At 40.5% G+C, this 18,017-nt stretch carries 16 protein-coding genes, 1 other RNA gene and 1 pseudogene; 13 read left to right on the top strand and 5 right to left on the bottom strand.

Annotation, left to right across the window (positions count from 1 at the left end; genetic code table 11):
- Nucleotides 1-141: 141 nt before the first annotated feature.
- Both glnG and glnL read right to left on the bottom strand, forming a co-directional pair.
- Complete coding sequence (glnG, locus tag E0H80_RS16100; protein WP_131367396.1) at nt 142-1,623, bottom strand: nitrogen regulation protein NR(I); 1,482 nt, start codon at nt 1,621-1,623, stop codon at nt 142-144.
- The gene (glnL, locus tag E0H80_RS16095) at nt 1,610-2,719 is read right to left on the bottom strand and encodes a nitrogen regulation protein NR(II) (RefSeq protein ID WP_131367393.1); all 1,110 of its coding nucleotides are present in this window, start codon (nt 2,717-2,719) and stop codon (nt 1,610-1,612) included. The genes glnG and glnL overlap by 14 nt, the downstream gene beginning before the upstream one ends.
- Nucleotides 2,720-3,079: 360 nt before the next feature.
- On the opposite strand from glnL, the gene rimO reads away from it, so the two are divergent.
- From rimO to lpxA, 12 genes are all read left to right on the top strand, one after another.
- On the top strand, nt 3,080-4,423 hold the full coding sequence (gene rimO, locus E0H80_RS16090) for a 30S ribosomal protein S12 methylthiotransferase RimO (protein ID WP_067865552.1): 1,344 nt from the start codon (nt 3,080-3,082) through the stop codon (nt 4,421-4,423).
- A 58-nt stretch (nt 4,424-4,481) separates the two neighbouring features.
- The gene (gene pyrH / locus E0H80_RS16085; protein ID WP_131367390.1) at nt 4,482-5,210 is read left to right on the top strand and encodes a UMP kinase; all 729 of its coding nucleotides are present in this window, start codon (nt 4,482-4,484) and stop codon (nt 5,208-5,210) included.
- A gap of 77 nt (nt 5,211-5,287) precedes the next feature.
- A complete protein-coding gene (gene frr / locus E0H80_RS16080; RefSeq protein WP_067865558.1) occupies nt 5,288-5,842 on the top strand; it encodes a ribosome recycling factor in 555 nt (184 codons plus the stop codon).
- Between the two features lie 6 nt (nt 5,843-5,848).
- Nucleotides 5,849-6,601 carry a polyprenyl diphosphate synthase gene (gene uppS, locus E0H80_RS16075; RefSeq protein WP_131367388.1) on the top strand — a complete coding sequence of 251 codons (753 nt, stop codon included), beginning with the start codon at nt 5,849-5,851 and terminating at the stop codon, nt 6,599-6,601.
- Nucleotides 6,602-6,604: 3 nt separating this feature from the next.
- The gene (locus E0H80_RS16070) at nt 6,605-7,429 is read left to right on the top strand and encodes a phosphatidate cytidylyltransferase (RefSeq protein ID WP_131367385.1); all 825 of its coding nucleotides are present in this window, start codon (nt 6,605-6,607) and stop codon (nt 7,427-7,429) included.
- Nucleotides 7,430-8,626, top strand: coding sequence for a 1-deoxy-D-xylulose-5-phosphate reductoisomerase (gene ispC / locus E0H80_RS16065; protein ID WP_131367382.1), 1,197 nt, complete (start codon nt 7,430-7,432; stop codon nt 8,624-8,626). It begins immediately after the preceding gene.
- 3 nt (nt 8,627-8,629) lie between these two features.
- Nucleotides 8,630-9,985 (top strand): RIP metalloprotease RseP, encoded by a 1,356-nt coding sequence (rseP, locus tag E0H80_RS16060; RefSeq protein ID WP_131367380.1) that lies wholly within the window; start codon nt 8,630-8,632, stop codon nt 9,983-9,985.
- A 41-nt stretch (nt 9,986-10,026) separates the two neighbouring features.
- Nucleotides 10,027-12,600: an outer membrane protein assembly factor BamA gene (gene bamA / locus E0H80_RS16055; protein ID WP_131367378.1), complete on the top strand. Its 2,574-nt coding sequence runs from the start codon at nt 10,027-10,029 to the stop codon at nt 12,598-12,600.
- A 76-nt stretch (nt 12,601-12,676) separates the two neighbouring features.
- The gene (locus tag E0H80_RS16050; protein WP_131367376.1) at nt 12,677-13,174 is read left to right on the top strand and encodes an OmpH family outer membrane protein; all 498 of its coding nucleotides are present in this window, start codon (nt 12,677-12,679) and stop codon (nt 13,172-13,174) included.
- A gap of 3 nt (nt 13,175-13,177) precedes the next feature.
- A complete protein-coding gene (gene lpxD, locus E0H80_RS16045) occupies nt 13,178-14,245 on the top strand; it encodes a UDP-3-O-(3-hydroxymyristoyl)glucosamine N-acyltransferase (protein ID WP_131367374.1) in 1,068 nt (355 codons plus the stop codon).
- Between the two features lie 6 nt (nt 14,246-14,251).
- Nucleotides 14,252-14,737: a 3-hydroxyacyl-ACP dehydratase FabZ gene (gene fabZ, locus E0H80_RS16040; RefSeq protein WP_171255359.1), complete on the top strand. Its 486-nt coding sequence runs from the start codon at nt 14,252-14,254 to the stop codon at nt 14,735-14,737.
- Nucleotides 14,734-15,522, top strand: coding sequence for an acyl-ACP--UDP-N-acetylglucosamine O-acyltransferase (lpxA, locus tag E0H80_RS16035; RefSeq protein WP_131367373.1), 789 nt, complete (start codon nt 14,734-14,736; stop codon nt 15,520-15,522). The genes fabZ and lpxA overlap by 4 nt, the downstream gene beginning before the upstream one ends.
- A 55-nt stretch (nt 15,523-15,577) precedes the next feature.
- On the opposite strand, the gene E0H80_RS16030 is transcribed toward lpxA, so the two are convergent.
- Nucleotides 15,578-16,441 (bottom strand): YbgF trimerization domain-containing protein, encoded by an 864-nt coding sequence (locus E0H80_RS16030; protein WP_131367371.1) that lies wholly within the window; start codon nt 16,439-16,441, stop codon nt 15,578-15,580.
- A gap of 294 nt (nt 16,442-16,735) precedes the next feature.
- Between E0H80_RS16030 and ffs the strand changes: the two genes are divergently transcribed.
- Nucleotides 16,736-16,832, top strand: an RNA gene (ffs, locus tag E0H80_RS16025) — signal recognition particle sRNA small type.
- A gap of 39 nt (nt 16,833-16,871) precedes the next feature.
- Here ffs and E0H80_RS16020 read toward each other — a convergent pair.
- Both E0H80_RS16020 and E0H80_RS16015 read right to left on the bottom strand, forming a co-directional pair.
- Nucleotides 16,872-17,471: a regulatory protein RecX gene (locus E0H80_RS16020; RefSeq protein ID WP_131367369.1), complete on the bottom strand. Its 600-nt coding sequence runs from the start codon at nt 17,469-17,471 to the stop codon at nt 16,872-16,874.
- An 87-nt stretch (nt 17,472-17,558) separates the two neighbouring features.
- Nucleotides 17,559-18,017 (bottom strand): annotated as a pseudogene (locus E0H80_RS16015) (DNA recombination/repair protein RecA); the annotation flags it as partial.

The raw sequence follows: 18,017 nt of genomic DNA, 5'->3' as shown, positions 1-18,017 counted from the left end.
TTACTAACATCTGGTGGATTGTGAATGACGTTTATATCTATCGAAGGAACCTACAGGATTATAAAAAGAAAATGCCAATCAATTTTTAACTGACTGGCATTATCTTGAAGAGGCTTTTATTTTTAGGGAAGTAGAAGGAATTTAGTTTTCGATAACTTCTTCTTCAACATCCTCATCTGCAGTGTCCATTCCTAATTCTTTTAGCTTGCGAGTCAGCGTATTGCGTCCCCAGCCGAGTAATTCAGCAGCATGACGTTTGCGACCACGGGTTTGCTGTAAAGCGGCAGTAATTAAAGTACGCTCGAACATGGGAGTAGCAATGTCCAGAATCTTCATTTCGCCATTTTTAAGCTTTTGGATCGCCCATTGCGCCAGTAATTCATCCCAATGATGCAGCGAAACACGATCAGAAGTATTGTGCGGTTGCGCCTCATCACCAGAGCGGTGAATGGGAATTTGTTTTAATTCAGCCGGTAAGTCTTCAGGATAAACCTCACGTCCGGTAATCATCACTGTAAGCCAGCGACAGGTATTTTCTAGCTGACGAACGTTGCCTTGCCAAGGTAATTGTTGCATATACTCTTGGGTTTCAGGACGCAAGATTTTAGGATTTACCCCTAACTCTTTACCTGCACGTGCCAAGAAATGCTGCGCCAACATCGGAATGTCTTCACTACGATGGGCCAGTTTCGGAATGTGGATACGAATCACGTTCAGGCGATGATATAAATCTTCACGGAAGCGACCCTCATGCACCAGTTTTTCCAGGTCTTGGTGGGTTGCGGCAACAATACGTACATCAACTTTTACCGGTATGTGACCACCGACACGATAGAATTCGCCATCTGCCAAAACGCGCAGTAAACGTGTTTGGGTTTCAAAGGGCATATCGCCGATTTCATCTAAAAATAGCGTACCGCCATTGGCTTGTTCAAAACGACCCTGACGTTGCGAGTTAGCACCAGTAAAAGCACCTTTCTCGTGGCCGAAAAGTTCAGTCTCAATTAGATCTTTGGGAATAGCCGCCATGTTTAAGGCAATGAAAGGCTTGCTGCTACGTGGTGAATGACGATGCAGGGCATGCGCAACCAGTTCTTTGCCAGTTCCCGATTCACCGTTAATCAGTACAGTAATGTGTGACTGTGACAAACGGCCAATCGCACGGAAAACTTCCTGCATTGCAGGTGATTCACCAATGATTTCGGTGGTTTGAATAGGTGGTGCTGTTTTTGCCGATTCTTGTTGTTGTAACTTGGCAATATGCAAAATTGCACGATTGACCAATGCCAATGCTTCATCAATATCAAAGGGTTTTGGCAGATATTCAAAAGCACCGGTTTGATAGCTTGAAACCGCAGATTCCAGGTCCGAATGTGCGGTCATAATAATGACAGGCAGATCAGGGTGACTGGTTTTAACTTTGCCTAAAAAGGTTAAACCATCTATTCCCGGCATACGGATATCGGTCAAAATCACATCAGGTGTATCTGTATTCAGTTGATCAAGCGCAGATTGTGCTTCTTCAAAACTGGTAACGTCAAAACCTTCTTCTTTAAATGTTTTTTCCAACACCCAGCGCATGGCGCGATCATCATCAATTACCCATATTTTATTTCGCGACATGGTTAAACTCCCAAGGTAAATATAAGCTAAAGACTGTTTTTCCTGGAACTGACTGGCATTCAATCATTCCGCTATGTTGGTGCATAATATTTTGTGCAATGCTCAAACCAAGGCCTGTACCCTTGGCACGTCCTGTGACCAATGGATAAAACAGCGATTCTAAAATCTCTTCCGGTACACCCGGACCATTGTCTTCAATATCAATACGAACAGCAGAACGCTTTAACACACCATTAATAGTAACGAGGCGTTGAATCCGTGTTCGCAAAATAAGTTGAGGTTGATGGTCAACAAAGAATTCTTTATTTTCCATCATGGCTTGTACGGCATTTACGCTAATGTTGAGCATCACCTGAATCAGCTGATCACGGTCTGCCATGACGTCAGGTAAAGACAAATCATAATCCCGAATGATTTTGATTTTCTTTTTAGTTTGATTGGTAACCAGTGAACGGACACGTTCGAGTGGCTCATGTACATTGACTGATTCATAACTTGGTAATTGACGTGAACCGAGCAGGGTATCTGCCAGATTACGTAAGCGATCCACTTCGCTAATAATAATGTCAGTAAATTCTGAATATTGAGGATCATTTAAACTACGTGCCAGCAGTTGGGTTGCACCACGAATACCACCTAAAGGATTTTTAATTTCGTGTGCTACACCACGAATCAGTTGGCGGGCAACCTGATGTTGTTGAATCAGGTTTTCTTCTTTAGAAATTTTCAACATCCGGTCGATTGGATTTAATTCTATTAGTAGAAGTGGGTGATACGGTTTTTGATCGTTTATTCGTGAAACCGTATAATCCACATGCATATCTTTAAAGTTGACACTGATAGTTGCTTCGCGGCGGGTGTAATTTTGTCCCGTGATGAAAGTATTCAATAAAGCTTCTTTGGTATTAAACTCATCATCCGGCATATGCAGTAAATTCAAAACAGGCTGGCCTGACGCGCGCAGTAAACTGATGTCAAACAAAGATTCACAAGAAGAATTTAAATAAAAAATATTCAGCTGCCTATCAACCAGTAAAATGGCGGTGGTTAAGTTATCCACTAAAAGGCGATAGTCGATCCCGACGGGTTGATCCATTAGCGAAAGTATCCTGTATTAAAATAGCGCAATGGTATCTGCACCTCTTGTTATTCCTCCCTGTTATGGGACATTCAACCAGTTAAATGTTGTCGAAATAAAGCAAAATGTACGCCAACTTTGAACATGGGTGGAAATAAAAATTCTGAAGCTATAAAAATGTGCTTTTTGTTATTTGAGTACAGAATTTAAATAGCATATTAAAGCAAATAAAAATATTAGTGAACCAAAATGGTGCGCTTAAAATATTTGATAAAAATTTGGACGTATTTTGGTGCGTTATGCAAAGAGTCGGCTTTCTACCTATTTTTATGATCGGAAAAGACATACAATACGCGCATTATAGTGGAGTGCAGATTCATGAAATCCCCCAAAGTCGGTTTTGTTTCTTTAGGTTGTCCTAAGGCATTGGTAGATTCCGAACGAATTTTAACTCAGTTAAAGACTGAAGGTTATGATGTAGCATCAGATTATGAAGGTGCTGATTTGGTTGTTGTTAATACCTGTGGTTTTATTGAATCTGCAGTACAAGAATCGTTAGATGCCATTGGCGAAGCGATAAGCGCAAATGGTCGTGTCATTGTGACTGGCTGTTTGGGTAAAGATGAAGACAAAATTCGTAAAATGCACCCAAGTGTCCTTAAAGTGACCGGTGCCGCGGCATATCAAGAAGTGATGGAGGCCGTACATCAGTACGTACCTGAACCACCAAAGCATAACCCATATATTGACCTTGTTCCTGAACAAGGGATTCGTTTGACCCCTAAACATTATGCCTATTTGAAAATATCGGAAGGCTGCAACCATCGTTGCACATTCTGTATTATTCCAAGCATGCGTGGCGATCTGGTTTCTCGCCCTGTAGGTTCGGTTTTAAGCGAAGCACAAGCGCTGAAAAATGCAGGCGTAAAAGAAGTCCTTGTTATTTCTCAAGATACTTCTGCTTATGGTTTAGACACCAAGTATAAACTCGATTTCTGGAACGGTCAGCCGGTTAAAACCAAATTCTTCGACATGTGTGAAGCCTTAGGTCAACTCGGCATCTGGGTGCGCCTACATTATGTTTATCCATATCCACATGTGGATGCTGTGATTGACTTGATGGCACAAGGTAAAATCCTGCCATATCTAGACATTCCTTTTCAGCATGCCAGCCCGCGTATCTTAAAATTGATGAAGCGACCGGCGCATAGTGAAAACACATTAGAACGCCTTAAACTTTGGCGTGAAAAATGTCCTGAACTGGTGATTCGTTCAACATTCGTGGTGGGTTTTCCGGGTGAAACGGAAGAGGATTTCCAGATTCTGCTTGAATGGCTCAAGGAAGCACAGCTTGATCGAGTAGGTTGCTTTACTTATTCACCTGTAGAAGGTGCGACAGCAAATGATCTGCCGGATCATGTACCTGAAGAAATCAAGCAAGACCGTTACGAACGTTTCATGCAAGTGCAGCAAGAAATTTCAGCAGCCAAACTGCAAAAACGCATTGGTCAAACCATGACTGTACTGGTAGATGATCTGGAAGATGAATTTCCGGTGGCTGTGGCACGTTCTTATGCAGATGCGCCTGAAATTGATGGTAATGTCTTTGTTGAAGATATTGATAAGAGTCAAGTTAAAGCTGGTGATTTGCTTGAAGTCGAAATTACCGATGCAGATGAATATGATTTATATGCAAAGTTAATTCGAATTAAAGCAGCTTGATCTGTCATAAAAGTATACGAATAAAATTTTAGATATTGGAAGATTCGGAGATTTCCTGATGTTGGATTCAAAAAAGCCCCGTTATGAACGTATTTTGCTCAAACTTTCTGGTGAGGCGCTTGCTGGAAATAAAGACATGGGGATTGATGCACAAGTGCTTGATCAAATGTCTTTAGCTATTGCTCATTTGGTCGGTCTGGGTGTGCAAGTCGGTATCGTGGTAGGTGGGGGTAACCTGTACCGCGGTAGCCAACTGCAAAAAGATGGTTTGGTTGGCCGTGTAACAGGTGACCAAATGGGTATGCTTGCCACTGTAATGAATGGCTTGGCACTACGTGATGCTTTGGTGCGTCGCAATATTAAAACCCGTTTAATGTCTGCTTTGCCTATTGGTGCCGTCGTTGAATCCTATTCAAGCCGTGATGCGATTCGTCATTTAACTCAAGGTGAAGTGTGCGTATTTGTTGCAGGTACGGGTAATCCGTTCTTTACTACGGATACAGCCGCTTGCTTGCGTGGTATTGAAATTGAAGCCCACCTGATCTTGAAAGCCACTAAAGTGGATGGCGTATATAATAAAGATCCAAGCAAATATGACGATGCAGTAAAATATGAAACCCTTACCTTTGACCAAGTTTTAGATGAAAAGTTGGGCATTATGGATTTAACGGCAATCTGTTTATGCCGTGACCACAATGTGCCACTTCAAGTATTCGATATGAATAAGTCGGGTTCATTGCTTTCAGTGGTTATGGGCGAAAAAGAAGGGACTCACGTTACCAATTAATGACGTGAGCCTGAAAGCTCTTTATACTACATGCTATTCAATAATTACATCTCTTAGAATTAAGTAAGGAAGATCATATGATTAACGATCTTAAAAAAGACAGTGAAGACCGTATGAACAAGACTTTAGAGTCTTTAGAACATGGTTTTGCTAAAGTTCGTACTGGCCGCGCACATCCATCTATCTTGAATGGTGTAATGGTTCCTTACTATGGCTCTGACGTGCCTCTCAACCAAGTGGCAAACGTGGGTCTTGAAGATTCCCGTACACTGGTTGTGCAGCCATTTGAGCGTACAATGGTTTCAGCAATTGATAAAGCGATTCGTGAAGCTGGTTTGGGTTTAAATCCGATTACTGCTGATGCTATTCGCGTTCCAATGCCTGCGCTGACTGAAGAAACACGTCGTGACATGCAGAAAGTTGCACGTACTGAAGCTGAAAATGCAAAAGTTGCAATCCGTAACATCCGTCGTGATGTATTGGGCGACATCAAAGCATTATTGAAAGAAAAAGAAATTTCTGAAGATGATGATCGTCGTGCATCAGATGATATTCAAAAAATCACGGACAAATTTGTTGCCGAAGTAGACAGACGCCTTGCTGCGAAAGAAGCTGAATTGATGAAGGTCTAAGATTTAATGACTGTATCAGAAGACAGTTTACCTCTTCCAAAACACGTTGCCATCATCATGGATGGCAACAATCGTTTTGCAAAAAAAATGCAAATGCAAAAGGGTGCTGGACATCGTGAAGGGAAAAATGTCCTGGATCCGATTGTTGAGCACTGTAGAAAAAATAAAATACAGGCGTTAACTGTTTTTGCATTCTCTAGTGAAAACTGGAATCGTCCCCAATTTGAGGTTGATCTACTCATGGCATTGTTGGAAGAAACAATCCAGGAGCAACTGCCTCGAATGGAACAATTCAATATTGCTTTACGTTTTATTGGTGATCGTTCTCGTTTAACTGCACATTTGCGTGAGTTGATGTTGCAAGCCGAACAAAGGACTGCTAAGTTCGACAGCATGACTTTGACCATCGCTATCAGTTATGGTGGTATGTGGGATATGGCACAGGCTGCAAAACAAATTGCAGCAGATGCTGTGGCAAAAAAAATCGCAGTTGAAGATATAAATGTTGAGTTGTTTGGGCAACATGTCAGTATGGCGGATTTACCCGCGGTAGATTTACTGATTCGCACTGGTGGTGATTATCGTTTGTCGAATTTTTTGCTTTGGCAAGCCGCTTATGCTGAGTTGTATTTTACCCAAACCTTATGGCCTGAATTTACTGTTGAAGAATTCGATGATGCGTTAGCAGTTTTTGCTGGTCGTGAACGTCGTTTTGGTAAAACTTCAGAGCAAATCCAACAAGAGAAAATCGAGAATTAATAAATGTTAGAGCGGATTATAACCGCATTGGTATTGGTAGCAGTCGTACTTAGTTGTATGTTTGCTACACAGTCTCAGTATCCAATGTTTGTGCTGATGATTGTTGCAGCAGGGGTCGCAGGATATGAGTGGTTTAAGCTCATGCCAGGAAAAAACAAAAATCTTATTAAATCCTTTGCTTGGGGTTATGGATTAGCGACCGCAGCATTAGCAACTTTGGCCTTATATTTTAATGATATCGCTCTATTACTTTGGGCAGCTTCCATTTTTTCATGGATTTTAAGCATCTTTTGGGTTAAATCGTATCCAAGTTATGATGGATGGTATAATCCAAGCTTAAATGTGATCGGTTTTATTTTAATTTCTGCTGCGGTTACCGCAATTTTTTCGGTTTGGCATAGCTCGCCATGGTGGCTCATGTACCTGTTTTTACTGGTATGGGGCGCAGATAGTGGTGCTTATTTTGTCGGACGTAAGTTGGGTAAGAAAAAACTAGCACCAGATGTCAGTCCAAATAAATCGGTTGAAGGTTTATATGGCGGTATTTTCACTGCAATGATTATTGTGGTGGTGGTTGAAGTTGTTTATTTAGATTTAACTTTAGCTCAACATATTCTGTTTTTAATTTTATCTATAGTGACAGTATTTAGTTCTGTATTGGGTGATTTGTTTGAATCTATGATCAAACGTCGTGCAGGAATTAAGGATTCGGGTCGTATTTTGCCAGGACATGGTGGGGTGCTTGACCGTATTGATTCATTGCTTGCTGCTGCTCCAATTTTTGCTGCAGGCATGTATGTTTTAAAACTTATTGGTGTAGATTTATAGATGTCACAATCTGTTTGTATATTAGGTGTAACGGGTTCTATTGGTCAAAGCACCTTGAAAATTCTGCAACAACATCCTGAAAAATATTCTGTATTTGCAGTCACGGCATATAGTCGGATTGCGGAACTTGTTGAAATATGCAAACAGTACCGACCGAAAATCGTGGTTGTTCCCTCCAATAAGGTTGATGAACTCAAACAACATTTTCAAAATCAAAATCTGAATAATATTGAAATTCTGTCTGGTGAAGCCGGATTAATTACCGTCGTTGAACATACCGATGTCGATGTGGTGATGGCGGCAATTGTCGGTGCGGCAGGTTTATTGCCTACACTGGCAGCGGTTAAAGCCGGTAAGCGGGTTCTATTGGCAAATAAAGAAGCCCTGGTGATGTCGGGTGAACTCATGATGCAAGCTGCGCATGATTATCATGCAGAACTGCTTCCTGTGGACTCGGAACATAACGCTATTTTTCAATGTTTGCCTCAGAATTATTTTCAGACTAAAAGAAATGGCCAACCCAAACAAGGTGTGTCGCGTATTTTGCTTACAGCCTCTGGCGGTCCTTTTTTAAAGCATAGTCTTGAACAATTAAACAATGTGACGCCTGCACAAGCGTGCAAGCACCCGAATTGGTCGATGGGACAAAAAATTTCTGTCGATTCTGCAACTTTAATGAATAAAGGCTTGGAACTCATCGAGGCCTGTCATCTCTTTGCAATTTCAGAACAGTTTGTAACAGTGGTGGTTCATCCGCAGAGTATTATTCACTCTATGGTTCAATACGTGGATGGTTCGACTTTGGCGCAGATGGGTAATCCTGATATGTGTACCCCAATTGCACATGCGCTTGCATGGCCTGAACGTATTCAAACCCATGTGCCTGCACTTGACCTGTTTATGAATCATCAGCTAGATTTTCAAGAACCTGATACAACACGTTTCCCAGCATTGAAACTGGCTCGACAAGCGATGCAAAGTGGGGGGCTGGCACCCGCAATTTTAAATGCTGCGAATGAGATTGCTGTTGCAGCATTTTTAAAAAGTAGCATTGGCTTTACTGAAATCCCTCAAGTGGTTGAACAAACCTTGAATCAGGTTGAAAGTGGTGCTGCGGAATCGATTGAACTTATTTTACAAGTTGACAAGCTTGCTCGTTCTGTAGCCCAGCAAATTGTCATCAGTAAAGGAAACTAAAGCATGAGTGCCTTGTTTATTGTTGTGGCAGCCATTCTCTTACTCGGACCGCTTATTGCGATCCATGAGTTTGGACATTATATTGTTGCACGTAAACTTGGGGTGAAAGTTTTAGTCTATTCCATTGGTTTTGGGCCAACATTGCTGAAATGGACGTCTAAGAAGTCTGGTATTCAATATCAGCTTTCTGCATTGCCATTAGGTGGCTATGTAAAAATGTTGGATGAGCGTGAAGGCAATGTTGCTGAACAAGATTTACCCCAAGCATTTAACCGTCAGCATCCTTGGAAGCGGATCGCCATTGTCGCCGCAGGTCCCCTGATTAATTTAGCTTTTGCTGTGGTTTTATTCTGGATTTTATTTATCCCATCGCAAGAACAACTCAATACCCGTGTTGGTAAAGTATTACCAAATTCACCTGCTGCAACTGTTCAAATGCAGATTGGTGACAAAATTACTACAGTGGATGGTACTGAAACACCTACCTGGGAAAAATTGAATTTTGCTTTGGTCGATCGTGTTGGTGAAACAGGTTCAATTGAAATTCAGGCAGAACGTGAGGGGCAAGTCAAAACCTTCCAGTTACCTATTCACGATTTCTTAAAGAATCAAAATCAATCTGCTTTAGATAGTTTAGGCTTTATGCCATATCGCCCCAATATTCCTGCCATTGCCTCTAAACTCAGTGAAGATGGTGCAGCGATTCGTCAAGGGATGAAAAAAGGCGATAAAATTATTGCGATTGATGGGGTGAAAATGAATGATTGGTTCGATGTGGTTCAAGTTGTTCAGGCTTCACCAGAAAAAATGTTAAAAATAGATATTTTACGTCAAAATCAATTGCTACATTTACAGGTGATGCCACAGGGTAAACGTGACAACATGGGTAATGTTTCAGGTGTGTTGGGTGTACAGAATATCCCCGGGAAAATAAATATTCCTGCAGATTACAAACAAATGATTCAATATAGTCCGACTGAAGCATTTGTGATGGCGGTTGATAAAACGGGTCAAATTTCAGGTATGATTTTGAACTCGATCGTCAAAATGTTTCGTGGTTTAATTGGCCTGGATAATTTATCTGGTCCAATCACCATTGCTAAAGTGGCAGGACAAAGTGCGGAAATGGGTTGGCAGACCTTTATCTCTTTTATGGCTCTAATGAGCGTAAGTTTAGGTATTTTAAATTTATTACCGATTCCTATGCTGGATGGTGGACATTTAGTTTACTATTTTATTGAGCTGATTCGTGGTAAACCTGTTTCTGAACAAATACAATTGGTTGGTTTGAAAATTGGTATGGTACTGCTCGGCAGCATGATGCTCCTGGCATTATTCAATGACTTCATGCGTTTATAACAACGCAGATTCGAAATAAATTAACATCGGAAAAGACTGGCATGCAGCACAAACATTTATTTATGCCTTTGGCGCTCATTAGTGCAATGGCAGCAGTACAACAAGTATATGCAGCAGATGAATTCATTGTCCGCGATATCAAAATTGACGGGCTTGTTCGTTTAACGCCAACAAATGTCTATGGGATGTTGCCGGTCAATGCTGGCGATCGTGTCGATGATACGACTATTGCAAATTCGATTCGTGCTTTATATGCCACGGGCTTATTTGATGATATCAAAGCCTCAAGAGAAGCGGATACACTCATTTTTACCGTGGTTGAACGTCCACTGATCTCCAAGGTGGAGTTTAAAGGGAATAAACTGATTCCTAAAGAAGCCCTCGAAGATGGGCTGAAAAAAATGGGTATTGCCGAAGGTGAGGTTTTAAAAAAATCTGCCCTGCAAACCATTGAAACCGAACTTGAACAACAATATATGCAGCAAGGCCGTTATGACGCAGATGTAAGTGTTAAAACAGTCGCTAGACCAAACAACCGAGTTGATCTAACCATCGAGTTTGTGGAAGGTAAAGCGGCTAAAGTTGTTGACATCAATATTATTGGCAATACTGTTTTTAAAGAAAGCGAGATCAAGCAAGCTTTTGCAGTTAAAGAAAGTAGCTGGAGTTCGATTGTTACCCGTAACGATCGTTATGCACGAGAGAAGATGGCTGCCAGCCTGGAAGCTTTGCGCGCATTGTATTTAAACAAAGGTTATATCAATTTTAATATTGCTAACTCAAGCTTGAATCTGAGTGAAGATAAAAAGAATATCTTTGTTGAAGTCGCTGTAGAAGAGGGTGAACAGTTTAAATTTGGTGAGACCAAGTTTCTAGGGGATGCACTTTATAAACCAGAAGAATTGAAAGCGCTGCAAATTTATAAAGATGGTGAGACTTACTCTCAAGAAAAAGTAAACGCAGTTAAACAGCTTTTACTTCGTAAGTATGGTAATGCAGGTTATTACTATGCCGAAGTGAACATGGTTCCTGAAATTAATGAAGAAAACAAACTGGTTAACTTGAATTATTATATCAATCCAGGTCAACAAGTGACGGTACGTCGTATTAACTTCACTGGTAATACCAAAACTGCAGATGAAGTATTACGTCGTGAAATGCGTCAAATGGAAGGCGCATTAGCAAGCAATGAAAAAATTGATTTGTCTAAAGTTCGTCTGGAACGGACCGGTTTCTTCAAAACTGTAGATATTAAACCTGCCCGTATTCCTAATGTACCGGATCAGGTTGATTTAAATATTAATGTTGAAGAGCAACATTCAGGAACAAGTACCCTGGCCGTCGGTTTCTCACAAAGTGGTGGTATAACCTTCCAGGCGGGTTTAAGTCAGACTAATTTCTTGGGTACAGGTAATAGTGTATCTATCGATTTGTCTCGTTCAGAAACGCAAGACTATTATAATTTAAGTGTGACTGATCCGTACTTTACCATTGACGGTGTACGTCGCGGTTATAACATGTATTACCGTAAAACTAAGTTGAATGACGACTATAACGTCAACAACTATGTGACGGACAGTTTTGGTGGTGGTATCAACTTTGGATATCCAATTGATGAGAACCAAAGCATCAGTGCAGGTCTAAATATTGACCAAACTGACGTCACCACAGGTCCATATGTTTCGACTTATGTTCGAGATTATTTAAAAGCAAATGGTGGGAAAGCCACAAGTGTACGTCAAGATGTTTGTATTGCGACTCTGTATTCACAAGCTGCACTAGATCAACTTAATGGTATAACAAGACCTCAAACACCTCCTGTAGGATATGACACTCCTGATAAATGTTTAAATGAAAACCAACAGGCTGTAGGTTTGGTTGATTTCGAAGATCAATTTAAAGGTGGATTTTTAACTTATAACCTGAATTTAGGCTGGTCATATAACACCTTAAACCGACCTGTTTTCCCGACATCAGGTATGTCACATCGTGTGAATGGTGAAATTGCATTACCAGGCAGTGATGTTGAATATCAAAAACTGACCTATGATGCGCAAGCATTCTTGCCATTGCCATATGACTTTGTGCTTCGTGGCTATGGTAAGTTAGGGTATGGTAATGATTTACCTTTCTATAAAAACTTCTATGCGGGTGGTTTTGGTTCAGTTCGTGGCTATGACAACAGTACCTTGGGTCCGAAATATCCGGGTGTAACGTATAATGAGTCGCATCAAATAGATTATGATCCTGAAGAAGTGGGTGGTAATGCTTTAGTACAATTTGGTGCAGAACTCGCATTACCATTACCATTTAAAGGAGACTGGACGCGTCAGGTTCGACCAGTAGTCTTTGCTGAAGGAGCACAGGTATTTGATACTCAATGTAGTGTTCCTAATGGAAGCTTATATTTAAATGGCAATGCTGGAGTCGATGCTAAACAATATTGTGAAGACAATTTTGGCTTTGATGCTGACAACTTCCGTTACAGCGTTGGCGTTGGCTTTACCTGGATTACCATGATTGGTCCCCTTTCACTCAGCTATGCATACCCATTAAATGATAAACCGGGTGATCAAACTAAAAATATCCAGTTTGAAATTGGCCGTACATTCTAAAATTGCCTAAGAATAATTCAGGTTGTGTTAATACATTATTGGATGTATTGACACAATCAAACTTAAAGAGAAAATGATGAAAAAAATGATGATGGCGATGGGTATCGCTTTGGCAAGCATGACCTCTTTGACGCAGGCTGCCGGTTATGGGGTGATTGATTTAGAACGTCTGGTGGAAAATAGTAGTTATTTAAAACAACAAAACACCGCTGTACAGCAAAAAATTCAGCCACAAACCACTAAAATTGAGCAGCTGTCTAAAGAGCTTGAGGTATTACAGCAACGGGCACAATCTAACGCCAAATTTACTGATGCAGAAAAGCAAAAACTGTCGGCACAGTATCAAGCCAAGTTTCAGGAGTTGAATCAATTACAACAATCCGTGCAGGGTAGCGTTCAAAGCTCCATTCAACAAATCCGCACTGTTTTTGATGCGCGTGTAAAGCAAGCTGCTGAACAATTGCGTAAAGAGAATAATTTAGATATTGTTTTAAATAAAAATTCAGCGCTTGCCTATGACCCTAAATACGATTTAACTGATAAAATGATTCAAAAGGTCAATATTATTAAGTAATCAATGAATCATAGACAATTTCGCTTAGAAGATCTTGCTCACCTTGTACAAGGTGAGTATGTCGGTCAACCTGATTTAACTTTAGAAGGATTGGCAAGCTTAGATGTCGCTCAAGCCAAACATATCGCATTTGTAAATGCTGAAAAATATTTAGATCATGCACGTGCCTCAAAAGCAGGTGCACTCATTGTCACTGCAGCTTTAAAATCCCAGTTAGATACGCATAATAATTTTATTATTGTCGATAATCCTTATCTTGCTTTCGCAATTTTGACGCATGTCTTTGAAAAAAAACATACCGGACACGGTATAGAAAGTACAGCTCAAATTCATTCGTCTGCAATGATTGCTGATAGTGCCTATATTGGACATTATGTGGTGATCGGTGAGAATTGTGTGGTGGGCGATGAAACCGTCATTCAATCCCACGTTAAAATCGATGATGATGTAGAAATAGGCAAACAATGTTTTATTGATTCACACGTTACTTTAACCGGTGAAACTAAAGTGGGCAGTCGAGTACGTATTCATGCCAATACTGTAATTGGTGGAGAAGGTTTTGGCTTTGCACCTTATCAAGGCAAATGGCATCGTATTGCACAATTAGGCTCGGTTAAAATTGGAAATGACGTCCGAATTGGATCAAATTGTAGTATTGATCGTGGCGCATTAGATGACACAATTCTTGAAGATGGCGTGATTATTGATAACCTTGTGCAAATTGCGCATAACGTCAAGATTGGCGCCAATACAGCAATTGCAGCAAAATGTGGTATTGCAGGCAGTACCACAATTGGCAAAAACTGTGTATTTGCGGGTGCAGTCGGAGTGGTAGGTCACATCAATATTGCGGATAATGTCACAATTACCGGCATGTCAATGGTCACAAAAAATATTTCTGAGGCAGGTAGCTATTCTTCTGGCACACCCATGCTGGAAAGTTTGCACTGGAAACGCGCTGCTGTACGCTTTAAACAATTAGCAGATGTGCCATTGACCCAACTGGTGAAACGGCTTGATCATATACAGGCTCAAATAGAGTCCCTTGAATCAACTTTTAAGCGTAAATAGAATATGATGACTGAGTCGAATACTCCTGCATTTACGAAGCCTGAATTGCCAATGCACATTCAACAAATTCGTGAATATTTACCTCACCGCTATCCATTTTTATTGGTCGATCGAGTCGTTGATGTGACTGATAATGGTATTGTTGGTTATAAAAATGTTTCGATCAACGAAGAGTTTTTACAGGGACATTTCCCAGGTTATCCAATTATGCCTGGGGTGCTGATTGTTGAGGCATTAGCTCAAGTCTCTGGTATACTTGGTTTTATCATGAATAATGAAAAACCAGGCCCCGGTTCATTGTTTCTTTTTGCGGGCGCTGAAAAGGTTCGTTTTAAAAAACAAGTCGTTGCTGGTGATCAACTCGTATTAAAATCAGAGTTGGTTATGCATAAACGTGGCATTTACAAATATAATTGTATAGCCACTGTTGATGGCGTTGTAGCAACTACCGCGGAAATTATAGTTTCGCATCAGAAAATAGAGCAGGCATGAGTAATAACGATTTAATTCACCCAACCGCCATTATTGACTCATCTGCAGTGATTGCTTCAGATGTACAAATTGGTCCTTATTGTATTATTGGGCCACAGGTCAGCATTGGTGAAGGCACTAAGCTACATTCACATGTAGTTATAGCTGGCTATACTCGCATTGGGAAAAACAACGAAATATTCCAATTTGCGAGTGTGGGTGAAGTATGTCAGGATTTAAAATATGCTGGCGAAGAAACATGGCTTGAAATTGGCGATCACAACTCAATTCGTGAACATTGCAGTTTACACCGTGGTACGACTCAAGATCAGGGCATCACTAAAATTGGTAGCCATAATTTATTGATGGTGAATACCCATATTGCACATGACTGTGTGGTAGGCGATTATAATATTTTTGCCAATAATGTCGGTGTTGCTGGACATGTTCATGTCGGCGACTATGTGGTGGTGGGTGGCAACTCCGGGATTCATCAATTCTGCAAGATCGATTCTTTCAGCATGATTGGCGGTGCTTCGTTAATTCTGAAAGATGTGCCTGCTTATGTGATGGTTTCAGGTAATCCAGCGCATGCATTTGCAATGAATGTAGAAGGTATGCGTCGTAAAGGTTGGTCTAAGAATGTGATCCAAGGACTGCGTCAAGGATTTAAATTGATCTACAAGGAAGGTTTAACCACCGAACAGGCGATTCAACAGATTCGTGCGGAAATCCTGCCGGAAGTTCCTGAAGTTCAGTTACTCATTGATTCTTTGGAACAATCGAAGCGTGGTATTGTTCGTTAATTGAACATGCTGCTAAATAAAAAAGACACCTCCTATGGTGTCTTTTTTTATATTCTTATTTCTTGAAATAACCCGCTTCTTCCGATTTCGGGTAATCTTTGATTAGCTTGGTTTTAAGTTGATTGGCCAGTGCTGTATTACGATCTACATCTTTAGCAATATTATGCAGTTGATAGAGGGCAAGTGAAGCCTTGGCCGAATTTGGATATTGATTGATCACAATGTTGTAATTCTTTTTTGCTTCAGCATAATTGGTCGGTTCAATGGCTAAATTGAATTCTGCCAACCAGAAATAAGCATTACTAATATAAACACTGTTAGGATTATTTTTAATAAAGTTTTTCATCGGTGCAATGGCTTTTTTCGCACCACCTTGTTTATAGGCATCTAAAGCAACCGTATAAGCCGCTTTATCCATTTCAGCTGAAGACTGTTGAGCACTAGTGGGTGGTGTTGCTTGTGTATTTGTAGTCTTTGCTGCTGGTAGTGTAGTCGTTGTCTTGCTTGTTACTGCGGTTGGGCTATTTGCGGTACTGGGAGACGTATCTTGTTGGTTATCCTCCTCTGAGGTTGCGCTTTCTGGATCTACTTTTTGCTGCAAAAGTTCTAGACGCTGATCTAGGTCAGTATAGCGATTGGTGAGTTCATGTTTAAGCTTGTCAATTTCATTGTCCTGTTCTTCAATTTTGCCGCGTAAGGCACGAATATCATTTTCTAATTGCTGGTTTTTCTGCATGATTTGCCAATTAAGATTGGTCGGTACATTGGCAGTTGCAGCACCAGAATTAATTGCGACGCTATTAGCGCTCGGCTCAACAGGATTTTGACTTAAACCACGAGATTCAATTGGAATGTTGGCATAGAGAGAAACTGAACCAAATAAGGCGAGGGCACATAAAACATGCTGTTTGAGCATCATAAAAATATCCATTTCGTATTCTTAGGTATATTCAAAATTTGCAATATTTAGAATGTACCTATTTAAAAGATCTGAACACATTAAAAACGTCCATGCGGTGAAATGCAATATGCATTTACAAACTTGTCGTAGGTTTAAAGTAATTGATAGCCTTGATAAAAAATATAAAAAATGCTGTTTTTAATCAAGATTGTTTTTTTAATAATCAAATAAAGGCGATGTGGCACGAAAAGTCGTTGCAAGGCTTGCAAGTTAAATAAAAATCTCTATACTCTGATCTTGCAATGGTAGCCCCGCTGGTGGCTTCGCAATTGTACTCTGTGAACCCCGCCAGGACCGGAAGGTAGCAACGGTAACAGAACTATGATGTGCCGAAGTTTTGCTAGTGGGGTTGCCACCAGTTTCTAAAATAATAATTCTTATTCTTCTCTTAAAACTCATCTTCTTTTCTTGTAATTGCTTTGATAATCGCATCCATTTCAAATCCGCGATACATTAAAAAGCGAATCTGTTTTGCTTTAAGTTTTGGCTCTTTTTCTACTTTTGTGCCATATTTTTTTACTTTCAGTTGATAAGCCTGTTCATTCCAATCGGTTTCTTTTAATTCTTCCTGAATTAAACTGGCGTCAATTTTTTTTGATTTTAATGCCAACTTAATTCGGTTCGGACCTTTGCCTTTACGTTTTTGGCTAGACAGCATAATTTCTGCCACGCGTTGGTCACTTTGATAATTTTCTTTTGCCAGCTCATCGACCAGCTTCAATACCTCATCACGATCCATGGCATATAGCGCAAGCTTCTCAATCAGGTCGGCTTTTGAATATTCTCTGCGTGTCAGTACAGCAAAGGCATAAGAGCGCAAACGAGAGCCTGTAAGACCTTTAGGCTTGGGCTGTGGGTCATCTTCAAAATGTAATGCTTCTGATGCTATGGGGGTGGATAATGCTGCTGTTGACTCTGTCGATGAATCATCAAATTGTTGCTTGATGGCTTCATAGTTAAGCATTTTGGGAAATTTAGGATTACTCATATCGTGTATCGATCACATCAAATAAAAAACGCCCCGTAGGGCGTTTTACAGTTTAACTCGAAAAATTCGACTTTAACATCATGCTAGTTAAGCATCGAGCAAGTCTGGTTCTTCTTCATCTTTTTCTTCAATTGGTTTGGTCACAGGTGTTAATAGCTTTTCACGAATAAGTCGATCAAGTTCCTGTGCAATTTGAGGGTTTTCCTCTAAATGTCGGATAACATTGTTTTTACCCTGACCAATTTTATTGCCTTGATATGAATACCACGCACCTGCTTTTTGAACCAGCTCTTGCGCAACTGCAAGATCAACCAGTTCACCCAGCTGATTCACGCCTTTACCATACAAAATCTGGAATAATGCTTCTCTGAACGGAGGTGCCATTTTGTTCTTCACGACTTTAACACGTGTTTCAGAACCGACAATTTCATCGCCTTCTTTCACTTGACCAATACGACGGATATCCAGACGTATTGAAGCGTAGAATTTAAGTGCATTACCACCCGTTGTGGTTTCAGGGCTACCGAACATCACACCAATTTTCAT

The sequence above is a fragment of the Acinetobacter sp. ANC 4779 genome, from assembly GCF_004331055.1.
Classification (GTDB): Bacteria; Pseudomonadota; Gammaproteobacteria; order Pseudomonadales; family Moraxellaceae; genus Acinetobacter.
This window is presented reverse-complemented; position numbering and strand designations above follow the sequence as displayed.

Excerpts from the sequence above, each read along its gene's own strand:
- E0H80_RS16020 (WP_131367369.1), bottom strand. The coding sequence starts at position 17,471 with ATGAGTAATCCTAAATTTCCCAAAATGCTTAACTATGAAGCCATCAAG.
- frr (WP_067865558.1), top strand. The coding sequence starts at position 5,288 with ATGATTAACGATCTTAAAAAAGACAGTGAAGACCGTATGAACAAGACT.
- lpxA (WP_131367373.1), top strand. The coding sequence starts at position 14,734 with ATGAGTAATAACGATTTAATTCACCCAACCGCCATTATTGACTCATCT.
- uppS (WP_131367388.1), top strand. The coding sequence starts at position 5,849 with ATGACTGTATCAGAAGACAGTTTACCTCTTCCAAAACACGTTGCCATC.
- bamA (WP_131367378.1), top strand. The coding sequence starts at position 10,027 with ATGCAGCACAAACATTTATTTATGCCTTTGGCGCTCATTAGTGCAATG.
- glnL (WP_131367393.1), bottom strand. The coding sequence starts at position 2,719 with ATGGATCAACCCGTCGGGATCGACTATCGCCTTTTAGTGGATAACTTA.
- rimO (WP_067865552.1), top strand. The coding sequence starts at position 3,080 with ATGAAATCCCCCAAAGTCGGTTTTGTTTCTTTAGGTTGTCCTAAGGCA.
- lpxD (WP_131367374.1), top strand. The coding sequence starts at position 13,178 with ATGAATCATAGACAATTTCGCTTAGAAGATCTTGCTCACCTTGTACAA.
- ispC (WP_131367382.1), top strand. The coding sequence starts at position 7,430 with ATGTCACAATCTGTTTGTATATTAGGTGTAACGGGTTCTATTGGTCAA.
- rseP (WP_131367380.1), top strand. The coding sequence starts at position 8,630 with ATGAGTGCCTTGTTTATTGTTGTGGCAGCCATTCTCTTACTCGGACCG.
- glnG (WP_131367396.1), bottom strand. The coding sequence starts at position 1,623 with ATGTCGCGAAATAAAATATGGGTAATTGATGATGATCGCGCCATGCGC.
- E0H80_RS16070 (WP_131367385.1), top strand. The coding sequence starts at position 6,605 with ATGTTAGAGCGGATTATAACCGCATTGGTATTGGTAGCAGTCGTACTT.
- E0H80_RS16030 (WP_131367371.1), bottom strand. The coding sequence starts at position 16,441 with ATGATGCTCAAACAGCATGTTTTATGTGCCCTCGCCTTATTTGGTTCA.
- fabZ (WP_171255359.1), top strand. The coding sequence starts at position 14,252 with ATGACTGAGTCGAATACTCCTGCATTTACGAAGCCTGAATTGCCAATG.
- E0H80_RS16050 (WP_131367376.1), top strand. The coding sequence starts at position 12,677 with ATGAAAAAAATGATGATGGCGATGGGTATCGCTTTGGCAAGCATGACC.
- pyrH (WP_131367390.1), top strand. The coding sequence starts at position 4,482 with ATGTTGGATTCAAAAAAGCCCCGTTATGAACGTATTTTGCTCAAACTT.